Source organism: Micromonospora sp. CA-240977, from assembly GCF_050942285.1.
GTDB lineage: Bacteria > Actinomycetota > Actinomycetes > Mycobacteriales > Micromonosporaceae > Micromonospora.
The window spans coordinates 1,585,872-1,612,319 of record NZ_CP192055.1 but is presented as its reverse complement, the minus strand read 5'-3'; the positions used below and the strand labels follow the sequence as shown (position 1 = coordinate 1,612,319).

At 71.2% G+C, this 26,448-nt stretch carries 21 protein-coding genes and 1 pseudogene; 3 read left to right on the top strand and 19 right to left on the bottom strand.

Going from position 1 to position 26,448, the window contains the following annotated elements; all coding sequences use genetic code 11:
• The first annotated feature begins 38 nt into the window (after nt 1–38).
• Nucleotides 39–1,220 carry an aminotransferase class V-fold PLP-dependent enzyme gene (locus tag ACQPWW_RS07565; protein ID WP_433130476.1) on the top strand — a complete coding sequence of 394 codons (1,182 nt, stop codon included), beginning with the start codon at nt 39–41 and terminating at the stop codon, nt 1,218–1,220.
• Here the strand turns inward: ACQPWW_RS07565 and ACQPWW_RS07560 are convergent.
• The 3 genes and pseudogenes from ACQPWW_RS07560 to ACQPWW_RS07550 form a co-directional block, all read right to left on the bottom strand.
• A pseudogene (locus tag ACQPWW_RS07560) lies at nt 1,141–1,829 on the bottom strand (murein hydrolase activator EnvC family protein). The gene ACQPWW_RS07565 and the pseudogene ACQPWW_RS07560 sit on opposite strands and share 80 nt — an antisense overlap.
• A 228-nt stretch (nt 1,830–2,057) precedes the next feature.
• Nucleotides 2,058–2,504 (bottom strand): DUF4240 domain-containing protein, encoded by a 447-nt coding sequence (locus ACQPWW_RS07555; protein ID WP_433130474.1) that lies wholly within the window; start codon nt 2,502–2,504, stop codon nt 2,058–2,060.
• 32 nt (nt 2,505–2,536) lie between these two features.
• Nucleotides 2,537–10,585, bottom strand: coding sequence for a LamG-like jellyroll fold domain-containing protein (locus ACQPWW_RS07550; protein WP_433130472.1), 8,049 nt, complete (start codon nt 10,583–10,585; stop codon nt 2,537–2,539).
• A 472-nt stretch (nt 10,586–11,057) separates the two neighbouring features.
• Here ACQPWW_RS07550 and ACQPWW_RS07545 point away from each other — a divergent pair, with 472 nt between their 5' ends.
• Nucleotides 11,058–12,185, top strand: a complete 1,128-nt coding sequence (locus ACQPWW_RS07545) for a sulfite oxidase (protein WP_433130470.1) — start codon at nt 11,058–11,060, stop codon at nt 12,183–12,185.
• Between the two features lie 60 nt (nt 12,186–12,245).
• On the opposite strand, the gene ACQPWW_RS07540 is transcribed toward ACQPWW_RS07545, so the two are convergent.
• The 12 genes from ACQPWW_RS07540 to proS all read right to left on the bottom strand — a co-directional run bounded on the left by ACQPWW_RS07540 (nt 12,246) and on the right by proS (nt 20,514).
• Nucleotides 12,246–12,569 (bottom strand): DUF2469 domain-containing protein, encoded by a 324-nt coding sequence (locus tag ACQPWW_RS07540; protein ID WP_007075222.1) that lies wholly within the window; start codon nt 12,567–12,569, stop codon nt 12,246–12,248.
• The gene (locus tag ACQPWW_RS07535) at nt 12,566–13,378 is read right to left on the bottom strand and encodes a ribonuclease HII (protein WP_433130468.1); all 813 of its coding nucleotides are present in this window, start codon (nt 13,376–13,378) and stop codon (nt 12,566–12,568) included. The genes ACQPWW_RS07540 and ACQPWW_RS07535 overlap by 4 nt, the downstream gene beginning before the upstream one ends.
• Nucleotides 13,372–13,824, bottom strand: a complete 453-nt coding sequence (locus tag ACQPWW_RS07530; protein ID WP_433134191.1) for an NUDIX hydrolase — start codon at nt 13,822–13,824, stop codon at nt 13,372–13,374. The genes ACQPWW_RS07535 and ACQPWW_RS07530 overlap by 7 nt, the downstream gene beginning before the upstream one ends.
• Before the next feature lie 134 nt (nt 13,825–13,958).
• Nucleotides 13,959–14,594, bottom strand: a complete 636-nt coding sequence (gene lepB / locus ACQPWW_RS07525; protein ID WP_433130465.1) for a signal peptidase I — start codon at nt 14,592–14,594, stop codon at nt 13,959–13,961.
• Nucleotides 14,595–14,604: 10 nt separating this feature from the next.
• On the bottom strand, nt 14,605–15,474 hold the full coding sequence (gene lepB, locus ACQPWW_RS07520) for a signal peptidase I (RefSeq protein ID WP_433130463.1): 870 nt from the start codon (nt 15,472–15,474) through the stop codon (nt 14,605–14,607).
• Nucleotides 15,475–15,657: 183 nt separating this feature from the next.
• Nucleotides 15,658–16,014 carry a 50S ribosomal protein L19 gene (gene rplS, locus ACQPWW_RS07515; RefSeq protein WP_030487486.1) on the bottom strand — a complete coding sequence of 119 codons (357 nt, stop codon included), beginning with the start codon at nt 16,012–16,014 and terminating at the stop codon, nt 15,658–15,660.
• Nucleotides 16,015–16,157: 143 nt separating this feature from the next.
• The gene (trmD, locus tag ACQPWW_RS07510; RefSeq protein ID WP_433130461.1) at nt 16,158–16,931 is read right to left on the bottom strand and encodes a tRNA (guanosine(37)-N1)-methyltransferase TrmD; all 774 of its coding nucleotides are present in this window, start codon (nt 16,929–16,931) and stop codon (nt 16,158–16,160) included.
• Between the two features lie 10 nt (nt 16,932–16,941).
• The gene (gene rimM, locus ACQPWW_RS07505; protein WP_433130459.1) at nt 16,942–17,496 is read right to left on the bottom strand and encodes a ribosome maturation factor RimM; all 555 of its coding nucleotides are present in this window, start codon (nt 17,494–17,496) and stop codon (nt 16,942–16,944) included.
• Nucleotides 17,496–17,756, bottom strand: a complete 261-nt coding sequence (locus ACQPWW_RS07500; RefSeq protein WP_172862164.1) for an RNA-binding protein — start codon at nt 17,754–17,756, stop codon at nt 17,496–17,498. Before ACQPWW_RS07500 ends, rimM begins: the two co-directional genes overlap by 1 nt.
• Nucleotides 17,731–18,216 carry a 30S ribosomal protein S16 gene (gene rpsP, locus ACQPWW_RS07495; RefSeq protein ID WP_433130457.1) on the bottom strand — a complete coding sequence of 162 codons (486 nt, stop codon included), beginning with the start codon at nt 18,214–18,216 and terminating at the stop codon, nt 17,731–17,733. The genes ACQPWW_RS07500 and rpsP overlap by 26 nt, the downstream gene beginning before the upstream one ends.
• A gap of 229 nt (nt 18,217–18,445) precedes the next feature.
• Entirely contained in the window at nt 18,446–19,093 is a 648-nt protein-coding gene (locus tag ACQPWW_RS07490) for a DUF402 domain-containing protein (RefSeq protein ID WP_433130455.1), read from the bottom strand.
• A 14-nt stretch (nt 19,094–19,107) separates the two neighbouring features.
• Nucleotides 19,108–20,514: a proline--tRNA ligase gene (proS, locus tag ACQPWW_RS07485; protein WP_433130453.1), complete on the bottom strand. Its 1,407-nt coding sequence runs from the start codon at nt 20,512–20,514 to the stop codon at nt 19,108–19,110.
• Between the two features lie 230 nt (nt 20,515–20,744).
• Here proS and ACQPWW_RS07480 point away from each other — a divergent pair, with 230 nt between their 5' ends.
• Nucleotides 20,745–21,347, top strand: coding sequence for a TetR family transcriptional regulator (locus ACQPWW_RS07480; protein WP_433130450.1), 603 nt, complete (start codon nt 20,745–20,747; stop codon nt 21,345–21,347).
• Between the two features lie 463 nt (nt 21,348–21,810).
• Here ACQPWW_RS07480 and ACQPWW_RS07475 read toward each other — a convergent pair whose 3' ends face one another.
• The 4 genes from ACQPWW_RS07475 to ACQPWW_RS07460 form a co-directional block, all read right to left on the bottom strand.
• Nucleotides 21,811–22,890 carry an amidohydrolase family protein gene (locus ACQPWW_RS07475; protein WP_433130448.1) on the bottom strand — a complete coding sequence of 360 codons (1,080 nt, stop codon included), beginning with the start codon at nt 22,888–22,890 and terminating at the stop codon, nt 21,811–21,813.
• Between the two features lie 65 nt (nt 22,891–22,955).
• On the bottom strand, nt 22,956–24,515 hold the full coding sequence (ffh, locus tag ACQPWW_RS07470; protein ID WP_328650570.1) for a signal recognition particle protein: 1,560 nt from the start codon (nt 24,513–24,515) through the stop codon (nt 22,956–22,958).
• A gap of 114 nt (nt 24,516–24,629) precedes the next feature.
• Nucleotides 24,630–25,286: a response regulator transcription factor gene (locus ACQPWW_RS07465; protein ID WP_433130446.1), complete on the bottom strand. Its 657-nt coding sequence runs from the start codon at nt 25,284–25,286 to the stop codon at nt 24,630–24,632.
• A complete protein-coding gene (locus ACQPWW_RS07460; RefSeq protein WP_433130444.1) occupies nt 25,283–26,446 on the bottom strand; it encodes a sensor histidine kinase in 1,164 nt (387 codons plus the stop codon). Before ACQPWW_RS07460 ends, ACQPWW_RS07465 begins: the two co-directional genes overlap by 4 nt.
• Between the last annotated feature and the right edge of the window lie 2 nt (nt 26,447–26,448).

The window sequence follows — 26,448 nt, the reverse complement described above, 5'->3', positions numbered from 1 at the left end:
GCCCGGAGGCGAACGACCCCGGCGGTTACGATCATCACGTGAGCGTCCCGCAGCCCCCCGAGCCGATTCCGGGCGCCCGCCTGCTCTTCTCGCTGGACCCGGCGGTCAGCCACCTCAACCACGGCTCGTTCGGCGCGGTCCCGATCGCCGTCCAGCGAGCCCAGCAGCGGTTGCGCGACGAGATGGAGGCCAACCCGCTGCGCTTCTTCACCCAGGGGCTGATCGACCGGATCGCGCACACCCGTCGGCACCTCGCCGGATTCCTGGGCGCCGACCCGGACGGCAGCGCCCTGGTCGGCAACACCACGACCGGCGTCGCCGTGGTGCTCCAGTCAATCGGCCTGCGACCCGGCGACGAGGTGCTCAGCACCGACCACGGGTACGGGGCGGTGAGCCTGGCGATCCAGCGCGAGTGCCGCCGCACCGGGGCGGTCAGCCGGGTCCTGCCGATTCCACTGGCCGCCACCGACGAGCAGGTCGTGCAGGTCGTTCGCGCCGGCCTGCGCCCCGGCCGGACCCGACTGCTCGTCGTCGACCAGCTCACCTCCGCCACGGCCAAGCTCTTCCCGACCGCCGCCATCGTCGGGGTGGCCCGCGAACACGGCATACCGGTCCTGGTCGACGCCGCACACGCCCCGGGAATGCTTGCCACGACGGTGGCCAGCATCGGCGCCGACTTCTGGGTGGGCAACCTGCACAAGTGGGCGTACGCCCCGCGCGGGACCGCCCTACTGGCGGTGGCACCGCAGTGGCGGGACAAGATCGAGCCGCTTGTGGTCTCCTGGGAGCAGGAGTCGGGCTTCCCGGCCCGGATCGAGTGGCAGGCGACTCTGGACTACACGTCCTGGCTGGCCGCCCCGGCGGGGCTGTTCACGTTGCGCAGTCTCGGCGTCGACCGGGTACGGGCGCACAACGCCGCGCTCGCCGCGTACGGCCAGCGGGTGGTGGGGGACGCGCTGGGGGTGCCGCCCGCCGACCTGCCCGACCCCGGCGGGCCGGGGGTGTCTCTGCGCCTCATCCCGTTGCCGGCCGGCACTGCCGCCACCATCGACGCGGCGCGGGCGTTGCAGACGCGGATCGGCGAGCGGCTCGCCGCCGAGGTGGCGGTGATGAGTTGGAACGGCCGGGGGTGGCTGCGGCTCACCGGTCAGGTCTACAACACCGCCGACGAGTACGAGCGGCTGGCCGGGCGGCTGCCGGCGCTGCTCGTCCAGCGCTGACCTCGCGGGGCCGGCCCCATCGACCGGCAGCAGTCGCACCGGGCCGAGGCCGAGCAGTGCCAGCGGGTCCAGGTATTCCGGGCCGCGGCGCAGGCCCCAGTGCAGGCAGGCTTCGGCCGGGCAACCCGGATGTCCGGGCAGCAGCTCACCCAGTGGCGTGCCGGCGGCGACCGGCTGACCGGGGCGGACCGCCGGTTGAACCGGCTCGTGGGTGGTCCGCAGCCCGTCGGCGTGCCCCACGGTGATCACCGGTCGGCCGGCCACCAGGCCGGCGAAGAGCACGGTGCCCGGACCGGCGCTGCGGACCACCGCTCCGGCCGGCGCGGCCAGGTCGACGCCCCGGTGACCGGGCAGCCACGGCCGGGGCGGCGGGTCGAACCGGCGTACCGGACGAGGTGGCCCGTCGACCGGCAAGCGGTACCGCTCGGCGGACGCTGGGGCGGACGCCAGCGCCGCGACCGGCACGGTCGGCGCCGGTGCCCGGCGGGGGCCCGCCGCGACCAGCACGACCAGCCCGTAGAGCTGGACGATCAGCGCGAAGGGAAGCGCGGCGCGGAGCAGCCCGGGATGGCGGACCGGGCCGATGCGCGGGGCGAATGGCTGTCGCATGACGGCAGCCTTCCGCCGAAGCCGGGCCGTCCGCCAGCCCGGAAGAGAGAGCTGTGGACAATGAACGGTCCTGTGGACGACGACCCGGAAGAGTCGATGATCTGCTATGCCACAGGCTGTGGAGACGCTGTCCGTGCTGGGCGTCGGCTCCCCAACTGAGCCAGCCGTCCGAGACGTCGGGTACGCCCTTCGGCGTACCCGACGTCTACCGGGCGAGTCTCGGTCGGGTCACCACCACTGTTCGTTGGAACCGGTCTCGTAGTCGTACTCCTCGACGTGATCCCACTCCGACCCGGTCAGTTTCTGGTAGGCGTTGGACGGGACATCGAGAATCGACTCCGCGTGCGCGGCCTCCTCGCTGGTGAAGCGCTGGAACGCCGCCGCGTCGACAAGCACGGCGTCGAACGCTGTCGGCCCCGCCACCACCACCGCGCAGCGCGCGTACAGGAAGTCGTCATCGGACAACTCGTCCGCGCCCGGCGCGATGGCCTGAGCGAGCACCCGGCGGTCCAACTGGTACAGCTTGAACGCGAGCGTCTCGGCGAAATCGATGATGCGCTCCACCGACCCTTCCGCCAATACGGAGGTCAACCGCTCGTACGGACGGTCGTCCTGGGCCTCCGGCTGACCGCCCAGCACCGCGACCAGCCGCCAGAATTCCTCATCTGCAAGCATGAAATCCTCAACCCATCATCGGTCAGGCCGAACTAGTGCCAGTTTTTGTTTCCGGAAGGGCGTGCTCCGAAGATCCTGAAGAACCCTCTGATCAATCGGGCTTCGATCGCCTTCGCTCGACGTTTACCCGGAATGCCACCCCGAAGGATCTTGGCGGTGTACGTGTCATTGGGATTCTTGCGCTTGAGCTTCCGGAGCTGCTTCGGGAGCCGGTCTCCCTTGCCTTCGCCGTACTTGTGCACCTTCCCGTTCTTGTCGATCCGGTAGACGTAGTGGGTGCAGGAACAGTCGAGTGAATTGCCGTGCTTGCCGCACGCGCTGACGTTGTGCGCCAACACGTCGACACCGTCGACCCGGACAGCGTACGTGTGCACATCCCCGACGTTGAGGTTGTACACGGTCTGCGCCGGGACCCAGCCGCGGTCCACAACGGAGGTCACCTGCACCGTCGTTCCGTCGGCCGCGCGGAGCCGATCGCCGGTCTGCACCTTCTCGGCGAATGTCCAGCCAGCGCCCTCCACCCACAGCGGGTGCTCAGCCGTAGCCTCCAGCACGCCGCCCTGACCCTCGTCGAGGTCGATGTCGATCAGGTGCTTCGCGCCGACACCGTTGATCACCGCGAGGACGGGCTTGGCCAGAGCCGTACCGCTTGCGCTGTCGACCGCCATCACCCAGTCGCCCACCTGAACGTCCGAGATGGGCAGCGATGACCCGTCCGCCATCAACACCTGGGTTTGCGGCGTGAAGGAGTTGCAGCGGCTTCGATGCCTGCCCTTGTACAACCGTCGCGCCCGGCTGGCCTTCCGGGCCTTCTGAGCGGCCCGCGCGGCGCCGACCGCGAAGCGGGCTCCACGGACCGCCGCGCCCGCTCCCACGGTCGCGGCCAGTGCGCCGCCGACGGCCCAGGCGGCCTCCCGCCAGTTACCGGTGGCGGCGTACGAGACCGCCGAGACCACCCCGGCGAGGGTGCCGACCGGCCCCGGGATCATCGACGCGTACGACGCGACCTTGGCGACCTTGGACAGGCCCTTCTTGATGCTGCCCCAGCCGAACTTGCCGTCCAGGTCGGTGCAGTTGACCGGGTCCCCGGCGCAGTAGTCGTAGGCCGTGGCGTTTCCGCCGTCGACCGGGTCGACCTGGAGGAAGCGCCCGATCCCTGGCGAGTAGAGGCGTACACCCATGAGGATGACGTCACCCATCGCGTCGCCGGAGCGTTGCTTGCCGCCGAGCCAGCCATACCGCTGGTCGGCCTGCCCCGCCACCGGCACACCGAACTCGTCGTAGTCAAGGAACTCAGGTTCCAGCAACGCCGTGTCGATCGTCGCGGCCACGTCGCCGTGCAGGTTCAACAACTGCAGTCGGACGTCTCCGGCGTCGGAGGTGGTGGCTGCCAGGTCACCGTCGGGGCCGGACACGTTGCGCGTGTAGCTGCCCAGCGTGGTGTCCTCGATGATCCAGCGGGGCTCGTCGGAGTCGTCGCCGTAGTGGTTGAGCTTGGAGGTGGCGTTGACCCAGTTGCCGTCGACAGTGGTCTCGGTGGTGAACGCCCGGAACCGGTGCGCGGGGTCCAGCGTCCAGGTCTGGCGGGAATCGCCGAGTTGCTGCCGTTGCACCAGATCGTTGGCGAAGTACGTGTTCGTCAGGCCATCCGGCATCGTGGTGGTCCGCCCGAAGGCGTCGTACACGTAGCCGGCGTCGGTGAGCCGGTCAGCGGTGTCGTAGCTGTGCGTGCCGGACACGGGGGCGCCGGTCTCGTCACACGTGCCGTCGGCTGCCGGCGCGTACCGCGAGTTCCCGGTCCGGTTGGTCCGGTCGTCGTAGGTGTAGGTGCGGGTGACGCAGCCGCCGGTGATGGCGCTGTCGTGCTGGGCACGCGTCAGTCGTCCCAGCCGGTCGTAGCGGTAGGCCTTGCTGCCGCCGGTGTAGGTGTGATTCACCCACTGACCGGCGGTGTTCTCCTGCACCGACTCGGAGTAGATGACCTCGTTGTCGGAGTCGCGGGTGTAGGTCCGTTCCACCGGCTGGAGGTTCGCGTCGAGCCGGTCGGTCCGGGTCAGCCCTCCCGGGTACTTCAGCTCGGTGAGTTGGCCGTCCGGGGAGTATTTCGCCGAGAACGTGCCGGCGACGCTGTCGGTGACGCTGGTCAGCAGTCCGCGGGGCTCGGCCGCGCGGTCGTAGGCGAAGGTCGAGTGCCCGGTGGGGTCGGAGACCTTTACCGACTTGCCGAACCGGTCGAACTCGTTGACCGTCGTGCCGCCGTCGGCGTCGGTGTAGGACGCCAGCCGGCCGAGCAGGTCGTACTCGCGGGTGATCGTCGAGGTGCCCATCGTGGTGACGGTGACGTCGCCGGACGTCGGGCTGTAGGCGGTGGTCACCGCCGGCACCGGTACGCCCTCGTCGGAGCTGACCTGTGTGCTGGTCACGCGCGTGGCCGCGTCGTACTGCGTGGTCGTCGTACGGGTCTTGCCAGCCGACGTCTCGGACACCACGGCCTCGTCGCCGTACCGGGTGTAGGAGTTGATCCGCCGAACCGGAAGGTTGGTGGTCATCCGGGCCGGGTCGTGCCCGGTGACCGCTCCGACCGCCCGGGTGACGCAGGGCTCGCCGGCCCACTCGGGCCGGTTGGCGCACGCGTCGTCCCGGGCGTTGGCCCCGGAGGAGTAGTAGATGACCTCGGTTGCCATCGCGTCCGAGCCGGTGGAGCCAATACCCCAGGACTTGAGCACCTGACCGCTGGCGTTGCGGACCACGTACCCGGTCAGGTTCTGACCGCCTGCTCCGGCGTCCGCGACCACCTTGTTCGGGGACTTCAACGTCCAGCCGGACACACCGCCGTACTCGGCGTCGTAAAAATTCTTCGACACCCGGACGTCGGCGTCCGGATAGCCGACGATCTGTGCGCCCTCGCTCTCCGTGGTCACCAGGTGGTAGGTGGCCCCGTCGGGCTTACCCTCGTCGTATTTGTTGACGGCGTGCGAACGGCCGATCACCGTCGCGCCGGCCGGGATCGCCTCCACCGGCCCGGTGCCGTCCGGATCGGCCACGGGGTTCTCCAGAACCAGTGTCGAGGTGGGCCCGACGGATTCGAGGAGATCGACACCGTCGCTGCTGTACGTGCTGATGGTGGAGAGCGCCAGCGCTCTACTGGCGGTGTCCGAGCCGGCCAGGCCCAATTCGTCGAGGTAGGCCGTGGCACCCTGGAACGTGCCGAGGGCCAGTTCCCGGTCGGTGGCCTCCAGGGTGCGGACCACGTTGCCGAACCTGTCGTACTCGGCGGTGTCGATGTGACCACCCGGGCTGGCCGTGTTGACCTCCTGGCCGCCGGCGTTGAGGTAGTGCACGGTGGCGTACGGGTAGCCGTTGCTTCCCGGGCTGGACGGGGTCGCGGCGTTGCGGCCGGGGTTGTCCTCGGGACCGAACACGGCGGTCGCGTCGGTGGGCAGGTCGACCTGACCCCAACTCGAGATGGCCGCCGAGTTCAGGTCGTACGGACCGCCGGCGGCCTTGGTCAACGGCACGTTGTAGACCACGTTCGTGGCGATCTCACCGTCGGTGGCGGTCTTTGAACCCTGCTGGAGCGCGGCCCGGCGGACCTTCAGCAACTGTCCGGCGTTCTCGTCTCCGGAGAGGCGGGTGACCTGCTGGTCGGTGAGCGCCTTTCCGTAGACGCGGACGTCGTCGATCTCGCCGTCCCAGTTGTTCGAGGCGGCGCCGGCCCACTTGGCCCGACCAATCACGTAGTTGCCGCTGGCGTTCCAGCCACCGGTGGCCGCGGTGGTGCTCTGCAGCACGCCGTTGACGTAGAGCTTCATCTTGGCACTGGCGGTGTCGTAGACGCCGGTCAGGTGGGTCCATTTGCCCGCCACGGCGGCGCTGTTGGCGATTGCCCGAACCGGGGTCGCGCTGTCGCTGTCCGAGGTCACCCGGGAGAACGCGAACCTGTCCTCGGCGGCGACGTAGTTCAGGAACAGGCCGCTGGTCCGGGAGCCGTCCTTGGACACCGCGGTGCGATTGACGGACTTGTCCTTGATCCGCACCCAGGCGGAGACGGTGTAGGAGGCGGTGTTGGACAGGGCGGTGCCGGCGACGCTGATCTGCTGGCCGGTGCCGCCGGTGAACACCGAGGCCCGGTCGGCCGGATTGTCCGGGTCATTGCCCTGACCCCAGGAGACGCCGCTGGCCATGGTGCCGTTGCGACCGTTGCCGGAGGAGTCGGCGACGGCGGTGCCGGAGCCGGCGTCGAGGTCCCAGCGCAGCGCGGCGGAGTCGACGTCCGGGTTGCCGTAGTCGAAGTTCCACGGCAGCTCGCCGGACGGGGTGACCTTTGTGACACGGCCGTCCCCGTACTCGTAGGTGGTCTTCAGTGCCGGGGTCACCCGGGGATCCCACACCTCACGGAGTTGGCCGAGGTTGTCGTACGCGTATCGGGTGACCTGGGTGGCGGTCGTCGCGGAGGTGTCCGGGTCCCAGGCCCAGAGCTTCACTCCGGAGACCCGGTCGGTGTAGTCACCGAACACCGTCTGGCTCAGCCCGGAGGTGGTGGTGGTGGCGTACTCGTACTCCAGGACCTCGCAGCCACGGGCGGGGACGGCGGTGGTGCAGTGGTTGGTGTCGTCCACGCCCGGCTCGGCTGGGTTGATCACCTTCTTGAGCAGCAGCCGGCTGTCGGTCGTGTCGTAGATGTACCGGGAGGTGGTGTCGGACTCCGGCGTCCACGACGACGTGGCCGCCCAGACCCCGCCCTGAGAGGTGAACTCGGTGACGGTGCCGTCCAGTTCCGACAGCCGGTAGGCGGTGGTGCCGACCTTGGTCAGCACCATCCCCTCCGCGCCCGGCTCCGGGGTGAAGCTCACGCCGTCGGTGTTCTTGGCGAAGGTGATCCAGCCGCCGCCGATGCCGTTCACCCTGGCCAACGACGGCTCGGGCAACGTCACGGTGCTGTACTCGATGTCCGCTGCGCCGCCGGTCGCGCCGCCGGTCCACGCCGGGCCGAACGGGGCGACGACCTCGGTGAACGACAGGTTGTCCCAGTAGACCTTCCGGCCGGATCCGCCCTGCATGCCGTTGTAGAGCCGGAAGAACGCTTCGGAGGCGCCGGCCGGGACGGTCATGTCGACCGACAGTTCCTGCCACCCGTCGGTGTAGGCGGCCATTGCCGAGGAGACCTCGGTGTAGGTGCTGCCGGTCTTGGTGAAGCCGACGATGCGCAGGCCACGCTGCGCGAACGCCGGCACCAGCCCGGTCGCGCCCGGCACGTGGATCCAGCCGGTCATCCGGTACGTCCTGCCGGCGGCCATGTTCAGCCGCATCGCCCCGCCGTCGCCGCCGACCGCCACGTAGGTGTCGTTGCTCGTGGTGGTGACCGGGGTGATCTCCAACGAGTCGGCCGGGCTGGTCTCGCCCTGGCCGCGTGCGGTGGAACGCGCCGCCGAGGAGGTGGACGGCACGGTGAACCCGGTCAGGTCGGTCGAGACCTGCTGCTGGTTGGCGGTCAACCGCTGCGCCATCGGCTGGTAGCCGGCGGCCCCGTCCCGCGACGACGTGGCCCGGGCGACCGAGAGGCCCAGTTCGTCAGCGTCCGTCGAGGAGATGGAGTAGTCACCGGTGAGGAGGTTTACCGAACCGGCGCCGATCTCGTCGCTGGCGGCGCCGTCACCACTCGAGTCGACGGAGACCCGCACCCAGGGGATGGTGTACGCCGGCGTCGTGCCGGTGGCGGTGTAGAGGTGGGCCCGCACCTCGACGACCCCGCCGGTCAGTCCGAGGGTGTCGGTGGCGTTCCAGACCGCGTACCCGCCGAGCACCGACAGGCCGACCGGGCTGGCGGAGGTGGCGGTGATCGGCGCACCGCTGGCGGAGGTCAGGTTCGCCGAGGGCACCGGCAGGATCGCACCGCCCGGACCGCGACGATATTCGAAGTACGCACGTGTGTAGCCGGAGACCGGAGTGGTGATCCTCAGTCTGGTCCGCTTGACGATCGTCGCGCCTGGCAGCGGTTCGGCAAGCGCCGCGTTACCCGCGTCGAAGACGTAGAGGTTGAGGTCGGAGAGGTTGCCGGCCGAGTCCTTGGCCTGCACGGTCAGGGTGCGGTGCCCGTCCCGAGGGCTGAGCGTGACCGACTTCGCCCCGGTGGCGGCCACCGTGGTCGCCGCCGTGTCGTAGTCGAACTTGTAGACGAAGGCCGCGAGGTCGGTGCTGCCCGACGCTGGGGTGAAGGTGAACGTGTCCGCCTGGCCCGCGCCGCCGTGCGGCTGGGCGTCGTTGAGGTAGATCGTCGCCGCCACGAAGGGAACGCCCGGCTTCGTGGTGTCCACGGTCAGCGGGGTCCACGCCGTCGAGGTGCCGTACGCGTACGGGTCCTTGGCCCGGACCTGCCACTCGTACTGGTCGCCGTTTACCAGGTCGACAGGCACCTGCCAGGAGGCGGTGGAGCCGTTGGTCCAGGCGGGACTGCCCGATCGCAGGCCGGACGAGGATACGACGGCCTGGGTGCTCTTGTTCCGCACCACGAACTCGGCCTGCAGGGTCTGCCCGGCGTTGGCGTCGGCCAGCTTCGCCGACAGGGTGGGCCGCAGCGAGGCCGTCCGGGCACCGGAACCGCAGGCGGTGTAGCAGGGCGCGGCAGCCAGTGCCGACGGCACCGACGGCGCGCTGTTGTAGGTGATGGAGACCAGCGGCGGATGGGTGCCCTCGGCCGAGTCGAAACGCTTCCAGCCGGAGGTGGACGTCTCGGACGTGGCCCGCAGCATCACACTCGCGCTGGACGCGCTGGTGTCTGCCGCGTACTGCAAGGCCCCGCCGACCTCGACGTAGACGTAGCCGGCGCCACAGGACGAGCTGTAACCCCGGGTCTCGGTGGAGGTGCCCACCTTCGCCCGTGCGGTCGGCTGGTTCGTCCACCGCACGGAGGAGTCGACATAGTCGGTCCGCCACGCCTCCCAGGACCCGGCCGTGCACGACCAGGAGTGGTAGTTCCACAGCCGCAGCTTTGCCGAGATCACCCGACTGCCGGCGAAGCCGCTGGTGTTGAACCGGAGGTAGGACCGGGCGGTGAACGAGCCACCGTCGTTCGAGTAACCCAGCTTCAGGTCCGCCGAGCCGGACTGGTCGCTGGAGTAGGTGTTCTGTACGAAGGCGTCGAACGACGGGGACAGCGAGGTCGGCGGGTCGATCGTCACCGGGAAGGTCAGGTCGGGCTGTGCCAGGAACGCCTTGTCCGGCGTCAACTCCATGACGGTACGACCCTTGCCGGCCGCGACGGCGCGCAACGCGACCGGGGCGTGGTTGAGGCGCTCGCCGGACTGCGGGGCCACCTCGGCGTCCCACATCAACGGCGTCTGGGCCCGGCCCACCTGCCGACCGCGGCGGTCCTTGAACAGCAGTCCACCCATGCCGTCGGTGGCGGCGGTGAGTTGACCGGTACGCAGCGGCAGCGACAGCTTCCGCACCTGCGTCAGCCCGGTCCGGTCCTTGACCACGAAGTGCTGCTCGTAGCCCGTGGCGTGCGCGTGGAACACCAGGTCGACACCCGGTCGTACGTCGGGGTAGGTGATCGTGCGGCCGTCGAGCACCGGCTCCGGCAGCACGCCGGTCCAGGCCAGCCCTGCCTGGTCTGCGCCCTCACCAACCTTCACCACCTCGTGTTCGCCAGCGCCCGAGGCCGCGCCGGCGAACGTCAGCGCGAGGGGGTGCGCGATCGGCGCCACCGAGCCGTCCGACCTGCGCTGCAGGGTGAGGTCGACCGGCACCCACTGGTCTCCCCGGCGCACCCGCACCGGGGCGAGTGCCTGCTCCTCCGTCAGGGTGCCGTCCGGGTTGGCGAAGACCTGCGTCGTCTCGGTCCGTCGGTTCGTCGCCTCGACCCGGGAATCGCAGAGCTTCGCGGCGATCGCCGCCGACACCTCGTCGGCGCGGTCGTCGGGACACTTCGGCTTCGGTGCCGGTTTCGGTGCCGACGCCGCAGCCGGCGGCACCGGCCGAGCGGGTACGTCCGACATCGTGGCCACCAGCACCAGGATCAGGAAGAGCGACAGGCGGCGTACCCACGCCGCACAGCCCTCCCCGGCCAAGGTGATGAACACGCGTGACTGCCGATGATGCGTCTGCACGACACCCTCCCCGTTTTCCGGCCCGCTGTGAGGCGAGCGGAAGCGTACGAAGACGGTTTACCGCTTTCAATCTCTTGACGTCCGATCGGATCATGGATATTCGGTCGCCGATACCGCTCCTAAACGGACCTTAAGCAGCAGTCTGGGAATGCCAGGCATGACGTGAGGCACGATGAATGTTGCCCAGGTTGACGGCGGCGTGACCTACCGAAACCGCCCCTCGACGTCAGCCCCTGCACAGCGGCCACCGCGCGACAAGGCCGTCCGCTCGTGATGTTTGTCACGGACTGGAACAGTCACCGTCCGCTCGGCCCGATCCGCCAACGGTCCCGTCGTTGCAGTGCCCCGCCCACCACCGCCACCGGACCGTTTTCCGGCACAGACGGAGGGCCTAGGCTGGGCCGCGTACGGCGGGTGCCGCCGTGTGGACCGGGGAGGCACAGGCATGACCACTGTCGATGACCGGACGCCGACGGTGGCCGACGTGAGCGGCCCGTCCCGGCTCGCGGGGCCGGACGAGGCGATCAGCGCCGAGGAGTTGCAGCTCGCCGCCCGCAACCACGGCATCCCGTTGGAGGCGCTGCGCTACGACGTCACCCCGGCCGGGCTGCACTACCTGCTCATCCACTACGACATTCCGGAGCTGGACCCGGCGACGCACACGCTGACCATCGGCGGCGCGGTGGACCGGCCGCTGACGGTCACGCTCGCCGAGCTGCGCGAGCGGCCGCGGGTCACCCACCGGGTCACGTTGGAGTGCGCCGGCAACGGCCGGGCCCTGCTGCATCCTCGGCCGGTCAGCCAGCCGTGGCTTGTCGAGGCGGTCGGCAACGCCGAGTGGACCGGCACCCCCCTGGCGCCGCTGCTGCGGGAGGCGGGCCTCGACCCGGACGCGGTGGACGTGGTCTTCACCGGCGCCGACCACGGCGTCGAGCGCGGGATCGAGCAGGACTACCAGCGGGCGCTGCCGGTCGCCGACGCGCTGCGCGAGGAGGTGCTGCTGGCGTACGAGATGAACGGCGCTCCCCTGCTGCCGCAGCACGGCGCGCCGCTGCGGCTGATCGTGCCGGGCTGGTACGGCATGGCGCACGTGAAGTGGGTCCACTCGATCGAGGTCCGGACCGAGCCGTTCGAGGGTTATCAGAACGCGGTCGCCTACCGGGTGCGCACCGACGCCGACGACCCGGGTGTCCCGGTGACCCGGATCGAGCCGCGTGCGCTGGTCCGACCGCCCGGCTTTCCCGACTTCATGTCCCGTCGCCGGGTCGTGCGGCCCGGCGGGTGCACGGTGGACGGTCGGGCTTGGTCGGGGCACGCGCCGGTGGTCGCCGTGGAGGTCACCACCGACGGTGGGCAGACCTGGTCGCCGGCCGACCTGGACCCGGCGGACGGCGGCGACTTCGCCTGGCGGCGCTGGCGGTACGAGTGGACCGCCACCCCGGGCCGGTACGTGCTCGGTGCGCGGGCGACCGACGCGTCCGGGCGGACCCAGCCGGTCGAGCAGCCGTGGAACCGTGGCGGCTTCGCCAACAACCTGGTGCAGCGGGTCGAGGTCGTGGTGCCGGCCGAGTGACCGGCAGGTGCGGCGCCACGGGTGGGGGGCCCGTGGCGCGGCCGAGCGGCGTGGCTGCGGTCAGCCGCCGAAGCCGGAGTCGGCGGGCAACGAGATGTCGGGCTTCTCCAACTCCTCGACGTTGACGTCCTTGAAGGTCATCACCCGGACGTTCTTGACGAAACGGGCAGGACGGTACATGTCCCACACCCAGGCGTCGTGCATCTCGACCTCGAAGTAGACCTCGCCGTCGGAGTTGCGCACGTGCAGGTCGACCTGGTTGGCCAGGTAGAACCGACGCTCCGTCTCCACCACGTACGAGAATTGGCGGACAATGTCGCGGTACTCCCGGTAGAGCTGCAGCTCCATCTCGGTCTCGTACTTCTCGAGATCTTCCGCGCTCATCGCACTCCGCCTTCCATGGCCACATCTTCCCCCACCGGCGTCGGAGGCCGAGGCTGCTCGCCCAACGCCACGCCGACGGTACCCCCTGACGCCCCGGAGCGCTCCATCGGCTCTTCCCGCCCGGGACCGCCGGGACGTCTGGCACGCGGTGGCCGTCCGTCACGGCCGGAGACCGCTGCGACATTGACGTACGAGAACCGGTGCTCCCGGCACGGCCCGTGCTCGCGCAGCGCCGCCGAGTGCTCCGGGGTGATGTAACCCTTGTGCTCGGCGAAGCCGTACGCCGGGAACACCTCGTCCAGCTCCACCATCATCCGGTCCCGGGTGACCTTGGCAAGGACGCTGGCCGCCGCGACGCACGCCGCCACCCGGTCCCCCTTCCACACCGCCAGCCCCGGCACGCCCAGGCCGTCCACGCCGAAGCCGTCGGTCAGCACGTACTCCGGCCGGGTGCTGAGCGAGGCGAGCGCCCGGCGCATCGCGGCCAGGTTGCACACGTGCAGCCCTCGGGCGTCGACCTCCTCGGCGGGGATGACCACCACGGCGTACGCGAGCGCGCGGTCCACCACCTCGGCGTACACCCGTTCCCGGCTGGCCGGGGTGAGCAGCTTCGAGTCGGCCAGCCCCTCGATCTCGCCGCGCCGGCCTTCGGGCAGGATGGCGGCGGCGGCGACCAGCGGGCCGGCACAGGCGCCCCGGCCCGCCTCGTCGGCACCGGCGACCTGTCGGAAGCCGCGCCGTTGCAGCGCCCGTTCCAGGGCGTACAGGCCGGCCTCGCGGCGCACGACGGTGCGCGGTGGGGTCAGCACGACGCCTCATCCGGGTCGATGGCGGTCGACTGCTCCAGCCGGGTCAGCAGGGCGGGCAGCTCGGCGGGGTAGAAGCGTTCGCCGCTGGCCGCCAGGTCGTCGGGAAGCCACCAGCGGTGGCCGGCGATGCTGCGCTGCTCGACGTCGTTGAAGCCAGCCGTGTCCACCTGCCAGGACGGCACCCGGAGGAGGAAGAAATCCTGCACCTGGCGATACCACGTGCCGTCGAACGAGAACTCGGTCGTGTCGGACCAGACCGGCTCGCCCAACTCGGCCGGGTCGAGCCGCAGCCCGGTCTCCTCGGCCAACTCCCGAGCCGCGCCCACCGCCGGGACCTCCCCCGGATCGAGCCCGCCGCCCGGCGTGAACCAGTAGCGGTGCCCTGGTCGAGCCGGGTCGAACCCCTCGAACAGCAGGACCTGGCCGGCCGCGTCGACGAGCAGCACGCGGGCCGCGCGTCGCGGGGTGTGGACCCGGTCGCCGCTGCTCGCGGCTGCGGGGCTCGCAAGCTCACTCCTCGCGCTCACGTTCACCGCCCCAGCCTGCCAGACCGACGGCGGATCGCCCACGCCCCACCGGGCTACGGCTTGGGAATGCCGTCGAACTGATCGGGCACCGTCAGCCAGGTGGCCCGGCTGACCGGCCAGAAGACGGTGAACGCCCGCCCGACCACGTCGTCCTCGGGGATGGTCGCCTCGGTGATGTTCTGCCCGGACTGCTGCCAGTGCTCCAGAGAGTCACCGGAAGCCGAGCGGTGGTCACCCATGACCCACAGCCGGCCCTTCGGCACGGTGATGTCGAACTCCTGGTCGGCCGGCTTGTCGCGGACGCCGTCCATGGAGAAGATGTACGGCTCGTCGAGCGACTTGCCGTTGATCATCAGCCGTTCCTGCGGGTCGCAGCAGACCACGTGGTCACCGGGGGTGCCGATCACCCGCTTGATGAAGTCCTCGCCGTCGGGGTTGCCGCTCCACTCGATCGGCGCCTTGAAAACGATCACCTCGCCGCGGTGCGGCGATCGGAAATCGTAGACCAGCTTGTTGACCAGCACCCGGTCATCGATCTTGAGGGTGTTTTCCATGGACGGGGAGGGGATGAAGAAGGTCTGCAGCACGAAGGCGCGGACCAGCACCGCGACCAGGATCGCCACACCCAGCAGGATCGGCAGCTCCTTCCAGAAGGAGCTGCGCGGCTTGTCGGTCTGCTCGTCAATCACGCCAAGGAGCCTACGTTGCCGAACTGGACGTCACCGACCGGAACGCGCGGGAAGCACGTAGCGCGGCCGCCAACGGGAGGATCAGCAGCACACCGCCCTGCGGGGTCGGTCGCACCGGGGGCGCGCCGGAGGACGCGGCGCCCGGATCGGGCACGTCGTCGAAGGTCGCCGGCACCGACAGCGGGTTCCACCGCGACGAGGGCCAGACCACCATGAAGGCCCGGCCGACCACGTTGTCGATCGGCACCGGGCCCTGGCAGCGCGCGTCCTGGGAGACCTCACGGTGGTCGCCCATCACGAAGATCTGACCCGGGGGTACGACGACCTCGTCGAAGCGCCGGGAGCGGCACTCCGACGGGTTGGGCGGCAGGTCCAGCGGGGAGTCCCGCAGGACGTACGGCTCGTCGAGCGGCGTGCCGTTGACTGTCACCCGCCCCTGGCTGTCGCAGCACTTGACCCGGTCGCCGGGTAGACCGATCACCCGCTTGATGAAGTCCTTCTCGCCGGGTCGGCTCACACCGACCAGGTCGCCGACGGTCCGGGTCAGCTTGCCGGCGAAGCCCGGCTCCGGCTGCTCGTCGACCTGCGGCGCCCAGCGGTCGGTGCCCCGGAAGACCACCACCTCGCCACGGACCGGGTCACGGACGTCGTAGACGACCTTGTTGACAAGCACCCGGTCGCCGATGAGGAGCGTGTCCTCCATCGAGCCGGACGGGATGAAGAACGCCTGGAGCAGGAAGGTGCGGATCAGCACCGCGAGGCAGAACGCCACCACCAGCAGCAGCGGAAGCTCCTGCCAGAGCGGCATCTGCCGGCGGCCACGGCGGGCGCGTCGGCGCCACGGATCGACGGTGCCGTCCTCGTCAAGCGTCTGCACCACGCCACTCCCCGGTCCGCAGAAACACCACCGCCCGGGAGCCTCGTCGAGGCTCCACGGGCGGCAGTGGACGGCTACCCGCCCACGTGGGCGGGCCCGCCGCCGTGCTGCGCCCGTGACGACCAGGGTAGTGCGATCTGGTCGTTACGGCATACGCGCAGCTCAGGCGGCGTGGCGAACGGGAAGTCAGCTGGGCTGCTTCTCCCGCTTCTCCTTGATCTTGGCCTTCTTGCCGCGCAGCTCGCGCAGGTAGTAGAGCTTGGCGCGACGCACGTCACCGCGGGTCACGACCTCGATCCGGTCGATGCCCGGGCCGTTGATCGGGTAGGTCCGCTCAACGCCGACGCCGAAGCTGACCTTGCGGACCGAGAAGGTCTCGCGCAGACCGTCACCCTGGCGGCGGATCACGACGCCCTGGAAGATCTGGACACGGGACCGGTTGCCCTCGACGACGCGGGCGTGCACCTTGACGGTGTCACCGGCCCGGAAGTCGGGAAGGTCGGTCCGCTTCGACTGGGCGTCAAGGGCGTCCAGGATGTTCATCGCTGCGTCCTCGTAAGGCTCACGGCGCACCGTCACTCGGTGCGCGGGTGGGTGATTCTGATCCCCGGGTGGTGGTCGGCGGGCCGACCCCGGTCGGTGATCCTCGCAGCCGTCCACGGGCGCGGACGGATGCGGCAACCCCCCTACTTTGCCACATCCCCCGGTGGCAGCTGAAATCCGGCCCGGTCCAGGGCCGCGATGTCCCGTTTGTCGAGCCGATCCGCCGGCAGCGCGTCGAGCAGATCCGGGCGACGGGCCGCGGTCCGCAGCAGACCCTCCTCGCGCCGCCAGCGAGCGATCTTGCCGTGGTCACCGGAGCGGAGCACCTCCGGCACGTCGTGCCCGCGCCAGCTCGGCGGCTTGGTGTAGATCGGCGCCTCCAGCAGCCCGTGCGCGTGCGACTCCTCGTCCAACGAGCCCGCGTTGCCCAGCACGCCCGGCAGCAGCCGGGTGACCGCCTCCAGCATCACCAGGACCGCGACCTCGCCGCCGAAGAGCACGTAGTCACCGAGCGAGACCTCGGTGACCGGCATCCGGGTGGCGGCGTGCGCCAACACCCGCTGGTCGATGCCCTCGTACCGGCCGCAGGCGAAGAGCAGGTGCGACTCGGCCGCCAACTCGTACGCCATGGCCTGCGTGAACGGGGCGCCGGCCGGCGACGGCACCAGCAGCCGGGGCGGCGGGGCCTCGGCCGGCGCGAGCGCGTCCAGCGCCTCACCCCACGGCTCCGGGCGCATCACCATCCCCGGCCCGCCACCGTAGGGGGTGTCGTCGACGGTGCGGTGCACGTCGTGGGTCCAGGTCCGCAGGTCGTGCACGGCAAGCTGGAGTACGCCGTTGGCCCGCGCCCGCCCGATCAGCGACAGGTCCAGCGGGGCGAAGTACTCCGGAAAGATCGACACGACGTCGACGCGCATGGGGGTGGTCCTAAAGATCGAGCAGTCCGGCCGGCGGGTCGACGATCACACGTCCACCGGCCAGGTCGACCTCCGGAACGATCGCCCGGACGAACGGGATCAACGCGGTACGCCCCTCGGGGCGTCGCAGCACCAGCAGGTCCGAGGAGGGCGCGTGGTCGATCCGGGCGACCTCGCCCAGCCGTTCGCCGGCCGGGGTCACCACTGCCAACCCGACCAACTGGTGGTCGTGGAACTCCTCCGGGTCGTCCGGCGGGGCCACGTCGGCGCTGTCCACCACGAGCAGTGTCCCGCGCAGTGCCTCGGCGGTGTTGCGGTCCGGAATGCCCTCGAACGCGACGAGCACCCGCCCCTGGTGGAAGCGGGCTTCCTCGATTGTCAGCTCGGCGGGAACCCGGAACGGCACCCCGGGCTCATCGGTGGTTGGCGGGGGTGTTGCCCCGGGTTCGGTGCGCAGCACCGAACCCGGGGCGAACCGTGCTTCAGGCTCGTCGGTCCGCACTTCCACGGTGACCTCACCGCGGACACCGTGCGGCTTGCCGATCCTTCCGATGACGAGCTGCATCAGTACGAGTCGACGATGTCGACGCGAACCCCGCGGCCGCCGATGGAGCCGATCACCTGGCGCAGCGCCTTGGCGGTCCGGCCGGACCGCCCGATCACAGTGCCGAGGTCCTCGGGGTGCACGCGGACTTCGAGCCGCTTGCCCCGACGGGAATCGACCATCCGCACCCGGACGTCATCCGGGTGGTCGACGATGCCCTTGACCAGGTGCTCCAACGCCGGACGCAGTGGCATGTCAGGCCTGCTCACCGGCGTCGGCAGCGGCCGGGGCCTCGGCCGGAGCCTCGGTCTTCGGCGCCTCGGCCGGAGCCTCAGCCTTCGGAGCCTCGGCAGCCTTGGCGGCCTTCTTGGCCGGCTTGGCCGGGGTCTCCGGGGCGAGCCCGGCGGCGGCCTTGGCCTCAGCCTCGTACGCCGCCTTGCGGTCGGCCCGCTCGGGGGCGACCAGGAGCGGCGGCGGGGCCGGCAGGCCCTTGTACTTCTGCCAGTCACCGGTCAGCTCCAGCAACCGCTGCACCGCCTCGCTCGGCTGAGCGCCGACGGACAGCCAGTACTGGACCCGCTCCGACTTGACCTCGATGATCGAGGGGTCTTCCTTGGGCTGGTAAACCCCGACGAACTCGATCGCCCGACCGTCACGCTTGGTGCGCGAGTCGGCGATGACGATGCGGTACTGCGGGTTGCGGATCTTGCCCATCCGCAGGAGCCGGATCTTTACGGCCACAGTTGTTTCGCTCCTGTTGCGATCTCACCGGCCCAGGCGGGCGGTGTGCATGGGTGAGCGCCGACCGGACCCGTGGGGTTGGGCCGGAGACTACTCGGTGGACTGGCGACGTGCCCGGGTTAGAGGGCGCCGGACGCGCGCCGGATACCAGCGACCCATTCTGCCAGATCCGCCGCCGATCTCGCGCATCGGACCCGGACACCGCGCCAGCGGTGACCGGGGACACCTCTCAGCGCACCGGCGGACGGTCCCACCCCGGCGGCAGTTTGTCCGGTACATCCCAATCCACGGGCGGGGTGAAGTCGCACCAGGTGCCGTCGAACGGGAACTCACCGGCCTCGGCGAGCGCGATCACCCGCTCCCCCTCCGCGCGGACCGCCTTCTCGTCGATCACCCAGTAGTCGGCGCCGAAGGCGAGCCGCTCGACGAACTCGTCCTCGTCCTTCCAGTCCCAACTGAGGTCCGGACGCACCACCACGTCGAGATCCTGGTCCACCACGTCGACACCGGCCACCGGGCCGTCGTCCCAGCGGACGCCGGGCTCCTCCAGGTTGACGTACCAGTGGGCGAACCGGCCCCGCGCGTCGCGGAACCACCAGACGGAGTGTGCCGCCCCGGTGGGCAGGAACTTCAGCAGCGGCGGGCCGGTCCAGCGGCCGTGCGCCAACCGGTACGACGACGAGATCCACTGGGCGAACGGCATCGCCCGCATCCCCAGCCCCGCCTCGGTCACCTCGTGGGCCACCGGCGAGTCCCGGGCGATCCACACCAGCAGGCCACGCTCGTCGTCGCTGACCACCCGGCCCGGTCGGACCCAGCCGAGCCGACCGTGCCGCACGTTGCGGTGCATGATCAGCCGACCCGGCGCGAAGCGCACTGCCGTCCTGAGCCTCAGTAGGCGCGGGCGAGGATGGCGACCAGGTCCGGCTCGTCCTCCGAGTCCGGCACCGAGCCGTCGGCGCGCAGCAGGCAGCGCACCGTGACGCCCTGCCCGTTCGCCTCGGCCTCGCCGGCCACACCGACCGCCGACCACGGCACCCGGGCCCAGCCGGTCGCGGCGGCCTCGATCGCCTCGGCCAGGGTGGCCACCTCCACAGTGCGCGACTCGCGGTTGGCCAACGCCTGGTCGTGCAGCACCTGCTGGTCGGTCTCCAGCGCGGCCAGCACCGCGGCGACCACGTCGGCCACCGGCGTCGGTGACTTCGACCCGTCGGTACGACGCACCACCACCGCGTTGCCGACGGCCAGATCACGGGGGCCGACCTCGACGCGTACCGGATAACCACGCAGCTCGGCGTCGACGGCCCGGCGGCCGAACGGGGTGTCGGTCCGGTCATCGAGCGCGACCCGGACACCGGCGTCGCGCAGGCCGTCGCGCAGCTTGGCCGCCGCCTCGCCCACGCCGTCGCCGTCCTTGACCACCATGACGTACGCCTGGATCGGGGCCAACCTCGGCGGCACGCGCAGACCGTTGTCGTCGCCGTGCGCCATGATCAGGCCGCCGAGCATCCGGGTCGACGTGCCCCACGAGGTGGTCCAGGCGTGCTCCCGGCCGCCCTCCTTCGAGGAGTAGCTGATGTCGAACGCCTTGGCGAAGTTCTGGCCCAACTCGTGGCTGGTGCCCAGCTGGAGCGCCTTGCCGTCGCCCATCATGCCTTCGCAGGTGTACGTGGCGGTGGCCCCGGCGAACCGCTCGCGCGCCGTCTTCAGGCCCACCACCACCGGAATGCCGATCACGTTGACCATCAGGTCCTCGTACGCCTCGTGCAGGATCCGCCGCGCGTACGCCCGGGCGTCCTCACGGGTGGCGTGGGCGGTGTGCCCCTCCTGCCAGAGGAACTCACTCGTCCGCAGGAAGATCCGCGGACGCAGCTCCCACCGGACCACGTTCGCCCACTGGTTGAGCAGCAGCGGCAGGTCCCGGTACGAGTCGATCCACTTGGCCATGAACTCGCCGATCACCGTCTCGCTGGTGGGACGTACCACCACCGGCTCGGCGAGCGGCTTGCCGCCACCGTGCGTGACGACCGCCAGCTCCGGCGAGAAACCCTCGACGTGCTGGGCCTCACGCTTGAGGTAGCTCTCCGGGATGAAGAGCGGGAAGTACGCGTTCTCCGCACCCGCCGCCTTGATCCGGGCGTCCATCTCGGCCTGCATCCGCTCCCAGATGGCGTAGCCGGCCGGGCGGATGACCATGGTGCCGCGGACCGGGCCGTTGTCGGCCAGCTTCGCCTTGGCGATCAGGTCCTGGTACCAGCGGGGGAAATCCTCCGCACGGGGAGTGAGCACGCGTGCCATGACCGCACATCCTATGCGCCATGCGGGAGGCCACCGCGCCCGGGAGGCGCCGCACCCCCAGCACGAGGGTCACGCCCACGCTGAGCGGGTCACCCTCGCCCGAACCCGCACCGCGCCGGACGGGTCCATGCGCCTGCGGGCCGGGCCACGCGCTGGGGCCACGCGCCAGGGCCCCGCGCAGGGGCCACGCGCTGGGCGGGCCTGCGTCGCGCCCGTAGAATTCGACCACCATGACTGCGACGACGGACTCACCACGCCAACGGCTGCGGGACACGATCGTGGACGCGGCGCGCGCGCGGACCATCGCCGCCGGCTGGGACGCGGTACGGATGGGCGGGGTGGCCACCGCGGCCGGGGTGAGCCGGCAGACCGTCTACAACGAGTTCGGCACCAAGGCCGGCCTGGCGGAGGCGCTCGCCCGGCGCGAGGTGGACCGCTTCGTCGGCAACGTCCGTGCCGCGCTCCTCGCCCACGGCTCCGACGTCCGGGCCGGCGCGTACGCCGCGATCGAACACACCCTCGCCACCGCGGCGGACAACCCACTGGTCAAGGCCATCCTGACCAGCGCCCGGGGTGGCTCGGACGAGCTACTTCCGTACCTCACCACCCGCGCCGAGGTGGTGCTGACCGAGGCGTCCGGAGCGCTGATCGAGTGGGCCGGCGACCACCTTCCCGGAGCGGACCAGGCCGCGTTGGCCTTCGCCGCCGACACGATCGTCCGGCTGGTGGTGAGCCACATCGTGCTCCCCCGCTCCCCGATCGACCACACCGCCGCGGCCCTCGCCGATTTGGCCGTACACCTCTTCAGCGCCGCCGCCCGCCCGGTGCCCTGACCCGCACCCGCACCCCGCCACACCCCTGGGCCGGGGCCACACCCCGCAACTTCCCGGATGTTGCTGTCTCCGGGCCACGGGAGGCAGCAACATCGTCGATGTTGCGCGGATCTTCCTCCCCAAGACGGACCCGATCCCGGCGCTCGCCGCCCGGGACTCGGGACTCGCCGCCCGGCACTCGCCGGTCCGCCGCCTGCCGCCCGGACTCGCCACCCGCCGCCGGAACCCGCCGCCCGCCGCCCGCCGCCCGCCGCCCGCCGCCCGCCGCAAGATCGTGCTCGATCCAGGATGCAGTGGCCTCGATGTTGCAGGAGCCCACTAAATCCAGGATCGAGCGCGATCTTGCGGGGCGACACCCGCCCCAAGCCCGACGCGCAAGCACGAAGACCTGAAGCACCCACCAGGACCTGGAGCGCCCAGGCGCGGGTCAGCGGAACCCCGGCGTCACTGTGGGAGCGCCGCGTCAGCGCAGTACTCGGCCGCGCAGGACCGTGCGGGACGGGGCGCGGACGACGCGCAGGTCGCGGCGGGGGTCTTCGGGGTAGACGGTCAGGTCGGCGAGGCCGCCCTCGACCAGGCCGGGGAAGCCGAGCCATTCCCGGGCGCCCCAGGACGCGGCGGCGAGCACGTCGGTCGGTGCCATGCCGGCCTGCTCGTGCAGCAGCAGCATCTCCTCGGCGGCGAGGCCGTGGTCGATGCCGCCGCCGGCGTCGGTGCCCACGTAGATCGGCACCCCCGCCTCGTGCGCGGCACGCACCACCTCGGGAAAGCCGTCGCGCAGCGCGAGCATGTGCTCCGCGTACCCGGGGAACTTGGCCCGCGCCTGCTCCGCGATCCCCCCGAAGGTGGCGATATTGATCATCGTGGGGATCAGCGCGGTGCCCTGGCGGGCCATCTCGTCGATCAGGTCGAGGCTCAGGCCGGTGCCGTGCTCCACCGAGTCCACCCCGGCCCGCACCATGATCTCGACCGCCGACTCGGAGAAGGTGTGGACGGCGGCGCGTACCCCGGCGTCGTGCGCGGCCCGCACGGCCGCGGTGAGGGTGTCCGCGTCCCAGGCCGGCGCGAGGTCGCCCACGCCCCGGTCGATCCAGTCGCCGACCAGCTTGATCCAGCCGTTGCCGGCCCGCGCCTGGGCGGCCACCGTCGCGGCCACCTCGGCCGCGTCGACCTCGACGCCGATGTCGCGCAGGTAGCGCTTCGGCGGGGCGACGTGCCGGCCGGCGCGGGCCAGTCGCGGCAGGTCCGGCTCGTCGTCCAGTTCGGGGTACGGGTACGGCGAGCCGGCGTCGCGGATCGCCAGCACCCCGGCGTCCCGGTCGACGTGGGCCAGTTCGCGGGCCTGGTCGAGTGAGGTGATCGGGGCGCCGCCGCGGGCGATGCCGATGTGGCAGTGCGCGTCGACAAGCCCCGGCAGGACGAAACCGCCGTCGACGACCGTCTGCGCGCCGGGCACCGGGGTGAAGGTCACCCGGTCGCCGACCAGCCAGAGATCCCGGGCCTCGTCATCGGGGAGCAGCACACCGCGCACGTGAAGAGCCATGCGCACAGTCCTACCCGATCACGCCCCGCCGGGGGCGAGCAGGTCGGCGTCGGCCGGCACGGAGGTCAGCGGGGACGGTTGTCGCCGCCCTTGCCGAGCTTGTTGAAGTCGATCTTCGGGAGCTTGAAGCCGGGCGGCAGGCCCTGGCCGCCCGCGAGGTCGTTCGGGTCCATTCCCGGCGGGAGCTGCGGCATGCCGCCCGGGAAGCCCGCGGGCATCCCGGCGCCGGCGCCCGTACGCGGACGACCGCCGCCCTTCGTGCCCTTGCGCTTGTTCTTCGGGCTCTTTGTCGCCTTGCGCCGGCCGCCGCCGGGCAGGCCCATCATGCCGCCCATCTGCTTCATCATCTTCTGCGCGTCGGCGAAGCGGTTGAGCAGCTGGTTGACGTCCATCACGGTGACCCCGGAGCCGTTGGCGATGCGCGCCCGGCGGGAACCGTTGATGATCTTCGGGTTGGTGCGCTCGCCCGGCGTCATCGACCGGATGATCGCGGTGACCCGGTCGAAGTGGCTGTCGTCCAGGTCGGCGAGCTGGTCCTTCATCTGCCCCATGCCCGGCATCATGGCCAGCACGTTGGCGATCGGGCCCATCCGCCGCACCGCGATGAGCTGGTCGAGGAAGTCATCCAGGGTGAACTGCTCGCCGCCCATCAGCTTGGCGGTCATCTTCTCCTTCTGATCGGAGTCGAAGGCCTGCTCGGCCTGCTCGATCAGAGTGAGGACGTCGCCCATGCCGAGGATCCGGCTGGCCATCCGGTCGGGGTGGAAGACGTCGAAGTCCTCCAGCTTCTCACCGGTGGACGCGAACAGGATCGGCTGCCCGGTCACCTCGCGCACCGACAGGGCGGCACCACCACGGGCGTCGCCGTCGAGCTTGGAGAGCACCACGCCGGTGATGCCGACGCCGTCGCGGAACGCCTCGGCGGTGCGGACGGCGTCCTGACCGACCATCGCGTCGATGACGAAGATGACCTCGTCCGGCGAGACGGCGTCGCGGATGTCGGCGGCCTGCTGCATCATCTCGGCGTCGATGCCGAGCCGGCCGGCGGTGTCGACGATGACGATGTCGCGGGCCGCCCGCTTCGCGTGCTCGATCGAGGCGCGGGCCACCTGCACCGGGTCACCGGTGCCGTTGCCGGGCTCCGGGGCGTACACCTCGACGCCGGCCCGGCCACCGAGCACCTGGAGCTGCCCGACGGCGTTGGGGCGCTGGAGGTCGGCGGCGACGAGCAGGGGCTGGTGCCCCTGGCCCTTGAGCCAGCGGGCCAGCTTGCCGGCCAGGGTGGTCTTACCGGAACCCTGGAGACCGGCCAGCATGATCACGGTCGGCGGCTGCTTGGCGAACTGGAGCCGCCGGCCCTCGCCGCCGAGCACGGTGATCAGCTCTTCGTTGACGATCTTGATGATCTGCTGGGCCGGGTTCAGCGCCTGGGAGACCTCGGAGCTGCGGGCCCGCTCCTTGACGGCCGCGATGAAGCCCTTGACCACCGGCAGCGCGACGTCCGCCTCCAGCAGCGCGAGGCGGATCTCGCGCGCGGTGGCGTCGATGTCGGCGTCGGTGAGCCGTCCCTTGCCGCGGAGCTTGGTGAAGATCCCGGACAGGCGGTCACTCAAGGTGTCAAACACACGAACATCCCGTTTGTCAGTGTTCCGGCGGGCACAACGCGGCCGGCACTGCGGAGTCCGGCCACCGCTAGGGTAGCCGCCCGGCCGCAAGGCCGCTGTCGCCCGGCCCGGGCCTCACCCCGCCACCAACCCCGACTGGTACGCGAACACGACGAGCTGGGCCCGGTCCCGGGCTCCCAGCTTGCCCATCGCCCGGCTGACGTGGGTGCGCGCGGTCGCCGGGCTGACCACCAGCCGGGCGGCGATCTCCTCGTTGTTCAGGCCCTCCCCGACCAGGCCGACCACCTGGCGCTCCCGGTCGGTGAGCGTGTCCAGCCGAGGGTGCGGGCGGGGCGCCCGGGACGGCCGGGTGGCGAACTCCCGCACCACCCGACGGGTCACCGACGGAGACAGCAGCGCCTCCCCCTCGGCGACCAACCGGATCGCGCGCAGCAGCTCGGTCGGGCGGGTGTCCTTGGTGAGGAACCCGCTCGCGCCGTGCCGCAGCGCGTCGAAGACGTACTCGTCCAGCTCGAAGGTCGTCAGCACCACCACCCGGGTGGCGGTCAGTTCGGGGTCCGCGACGATCCGCCGCGTCGCCTCGATGCCGTCGATGCCGGGCATCCGGATGTCCATCAGCACCACGTCCGGTCGCTCCCGACGCGCCAGCTCGACCGCCCGCAGCCCGTCGGCCGCCTCGCCGGCCAGTGCCAGGTCGTCCTCGCTCTCCACAAGCGCGCACAGACCGAGCCGGACCAGGTCCTGGTCGTCGGCGATCAGCACCCGGATCACGGGGCCGGCTCCGCGGGCAGCCGGGCGTACACCCGGAAACCGCCACCGGCGTGCGGCCCGGTGGTCAACCACCCGCCCAGCGCCGTGACCCGCTCCCGCATCCCGGCCAGACCGTGCCCGCTCTCGTCGTCGGCCAAGCCGGTCCCGGCGGCAGTGGCACCCGTACCCCGGTCGGTGACCTCGATCGTCACCTCGTCGGCGCGGTAGTCCACTGTCACCTGCGCGTTTGCCACCCCGGCGTGCCGCAGCACGTTGGTCAACGCCTCCTGCACCACCCGGTACGCGGCCAGGTCGAGCGCGGCCGGCAGGTCCCGGGGAGCGCCGACCACGCGCACCTCGACGGCGAGCCCGGCTCCGGCGAGCCGGTCGCGTAGTGCCGGCAGCCGGGCCAGGCCGGGTACCGGCTCGCGCTCCGCCCCCTGCCGCACCGCGCCCAGCGTGACCCGGAGTTCGTCGAGCGCCTCCCGGCTGGTCCGGCTGATCGCGGTCAGCGCGGTCTCCGCCTGCTCGGGTCGTTTCGGCAGCAGGTGCAGGGCGATCTCCGCCTGCATGCTGATCGCGGCCAGCCCGTGCCCCACCACGTCGTGCACCTCCTGCGCGATCCGCAACCGCTCCTCGTCGGCCCGCCGCCGGGCTTCCTCGGCGCGGCCGCGGGCCTCCTCGGCCCGGCTGCGCGCCGCCACCTCGCGGTTGACCCGCACCACGACCCCCACCGCGAACGGTACGGCCACCCAGGCCGACGCCGGCAGCACTTCGGCCCAGCCCGGGGCCGGGCCCCGCGACCAGAAGACGTGCGTCAGCAACACCACGAACGCGCCGCCGCAGGCGAGCGCCGCCGGACGCACCGGCAGCCGCACCGCCACCGTGTACACCGCGACGAGGAAGGTGAGCAGGATCGGCCCGTACGGATAGCCGAGCGCCAGGTACGCAGCGGTGGCCACGCCCACCAGGGCGAGGGTGGTGACCGGCACGCGCCGCCGGAACAGCAGTGCGAGCGCGGCCACCGCGATCAGCAGTCGAGTCACGGTGTCCACGGGTCTCGACCCGGGCTGGTTGTCACCGGCCAGACCGGTGGCGAGTTGCCCGAACCCGAGCAGCGCCAGGGCCAGCACGGCGTCCGCCGCCGCGGCCCGCCACCCACGCTGCCCGTCCCATCGCATGG

What these genes read in the sequence shown, in the direction of transcription:
- ACQPWW_RS07555 (WP_433130474.1), bottom strand. Translation starts at nt 2,504, where the DNA reads ATGCTTGCAGATGAGGAATTCTGGCGGCTGGTCGCGGTGCTGGGCGGT.
- ACQPWW_RS07545 (WP_433130470.1), top strand. Translation starts at nt 11,058, where the DNA reads ATGACCACTGTCGATGACCGGACGCCGACGGTGGCCGACGTGAGCGGC.
- ACQPWW_RS07540 (WP_007075222.1), bottom strand. Translation starts at nt 12,569, where the DNA reads ATGAGCGCGGAAGATCTCGAGAAGTACGAGACCGAGATGGAGCTGCAG.
- rplS (WP_030487486.1), bottom strand. Translation starts at nt 16,014, where the DNA reads ATGAACATCCTGGACGCCCTTGACGCCCAGTCGAAGCGGACCGACCTT.
- trmD (WP_433130461.1), bottom strand. Translation starts at nt 16,931, where the DNA reads ATGCGCGTCGACGTCGTGTCGATCTTTCCGGAGTACTTCGCCCCGCTG.
- rimM (WP_433130459.1), bottom strand. Translation starts at nt 17,496, where the DNA reads ATGCAGCTCGTCATCGGAAGGATCGGCAAGCCGCACGGTGTCCGCGGT.
- proS (WP_433130453.1), bottom strand. Translation starts at nt 20,514, where the DNA reads ATGGCACGCGTGCTCACTCCCCGTGCGGAGGATTTCCCCCGCTGGTAC.
- ACQPWW_RS07480 (WP_433130450.1), top strand. Translation starts at nt 20,745, where the DNA reads ATGACTGCGACGACGGACTCACCACGCCAACGGCTGCGGGACACGATC.
- ACQPWW_RS07475 (WP_433130448.1), bottom strand. Translation starts at nt 22,890, where the DNA reads ATGGCTCTTCACGTGCGCGGTGTGCTGCTCCCCGATGACGAGGCCCGG.
- ACQPWW_RS07460 (WP_433130444.1), bottom strand. Translation starts at nt 26,446, where the DNA reads ATGCGATGGGACGGGCAGCGTGGGTGGCGGGCCGCGGCGGCGGACGCC.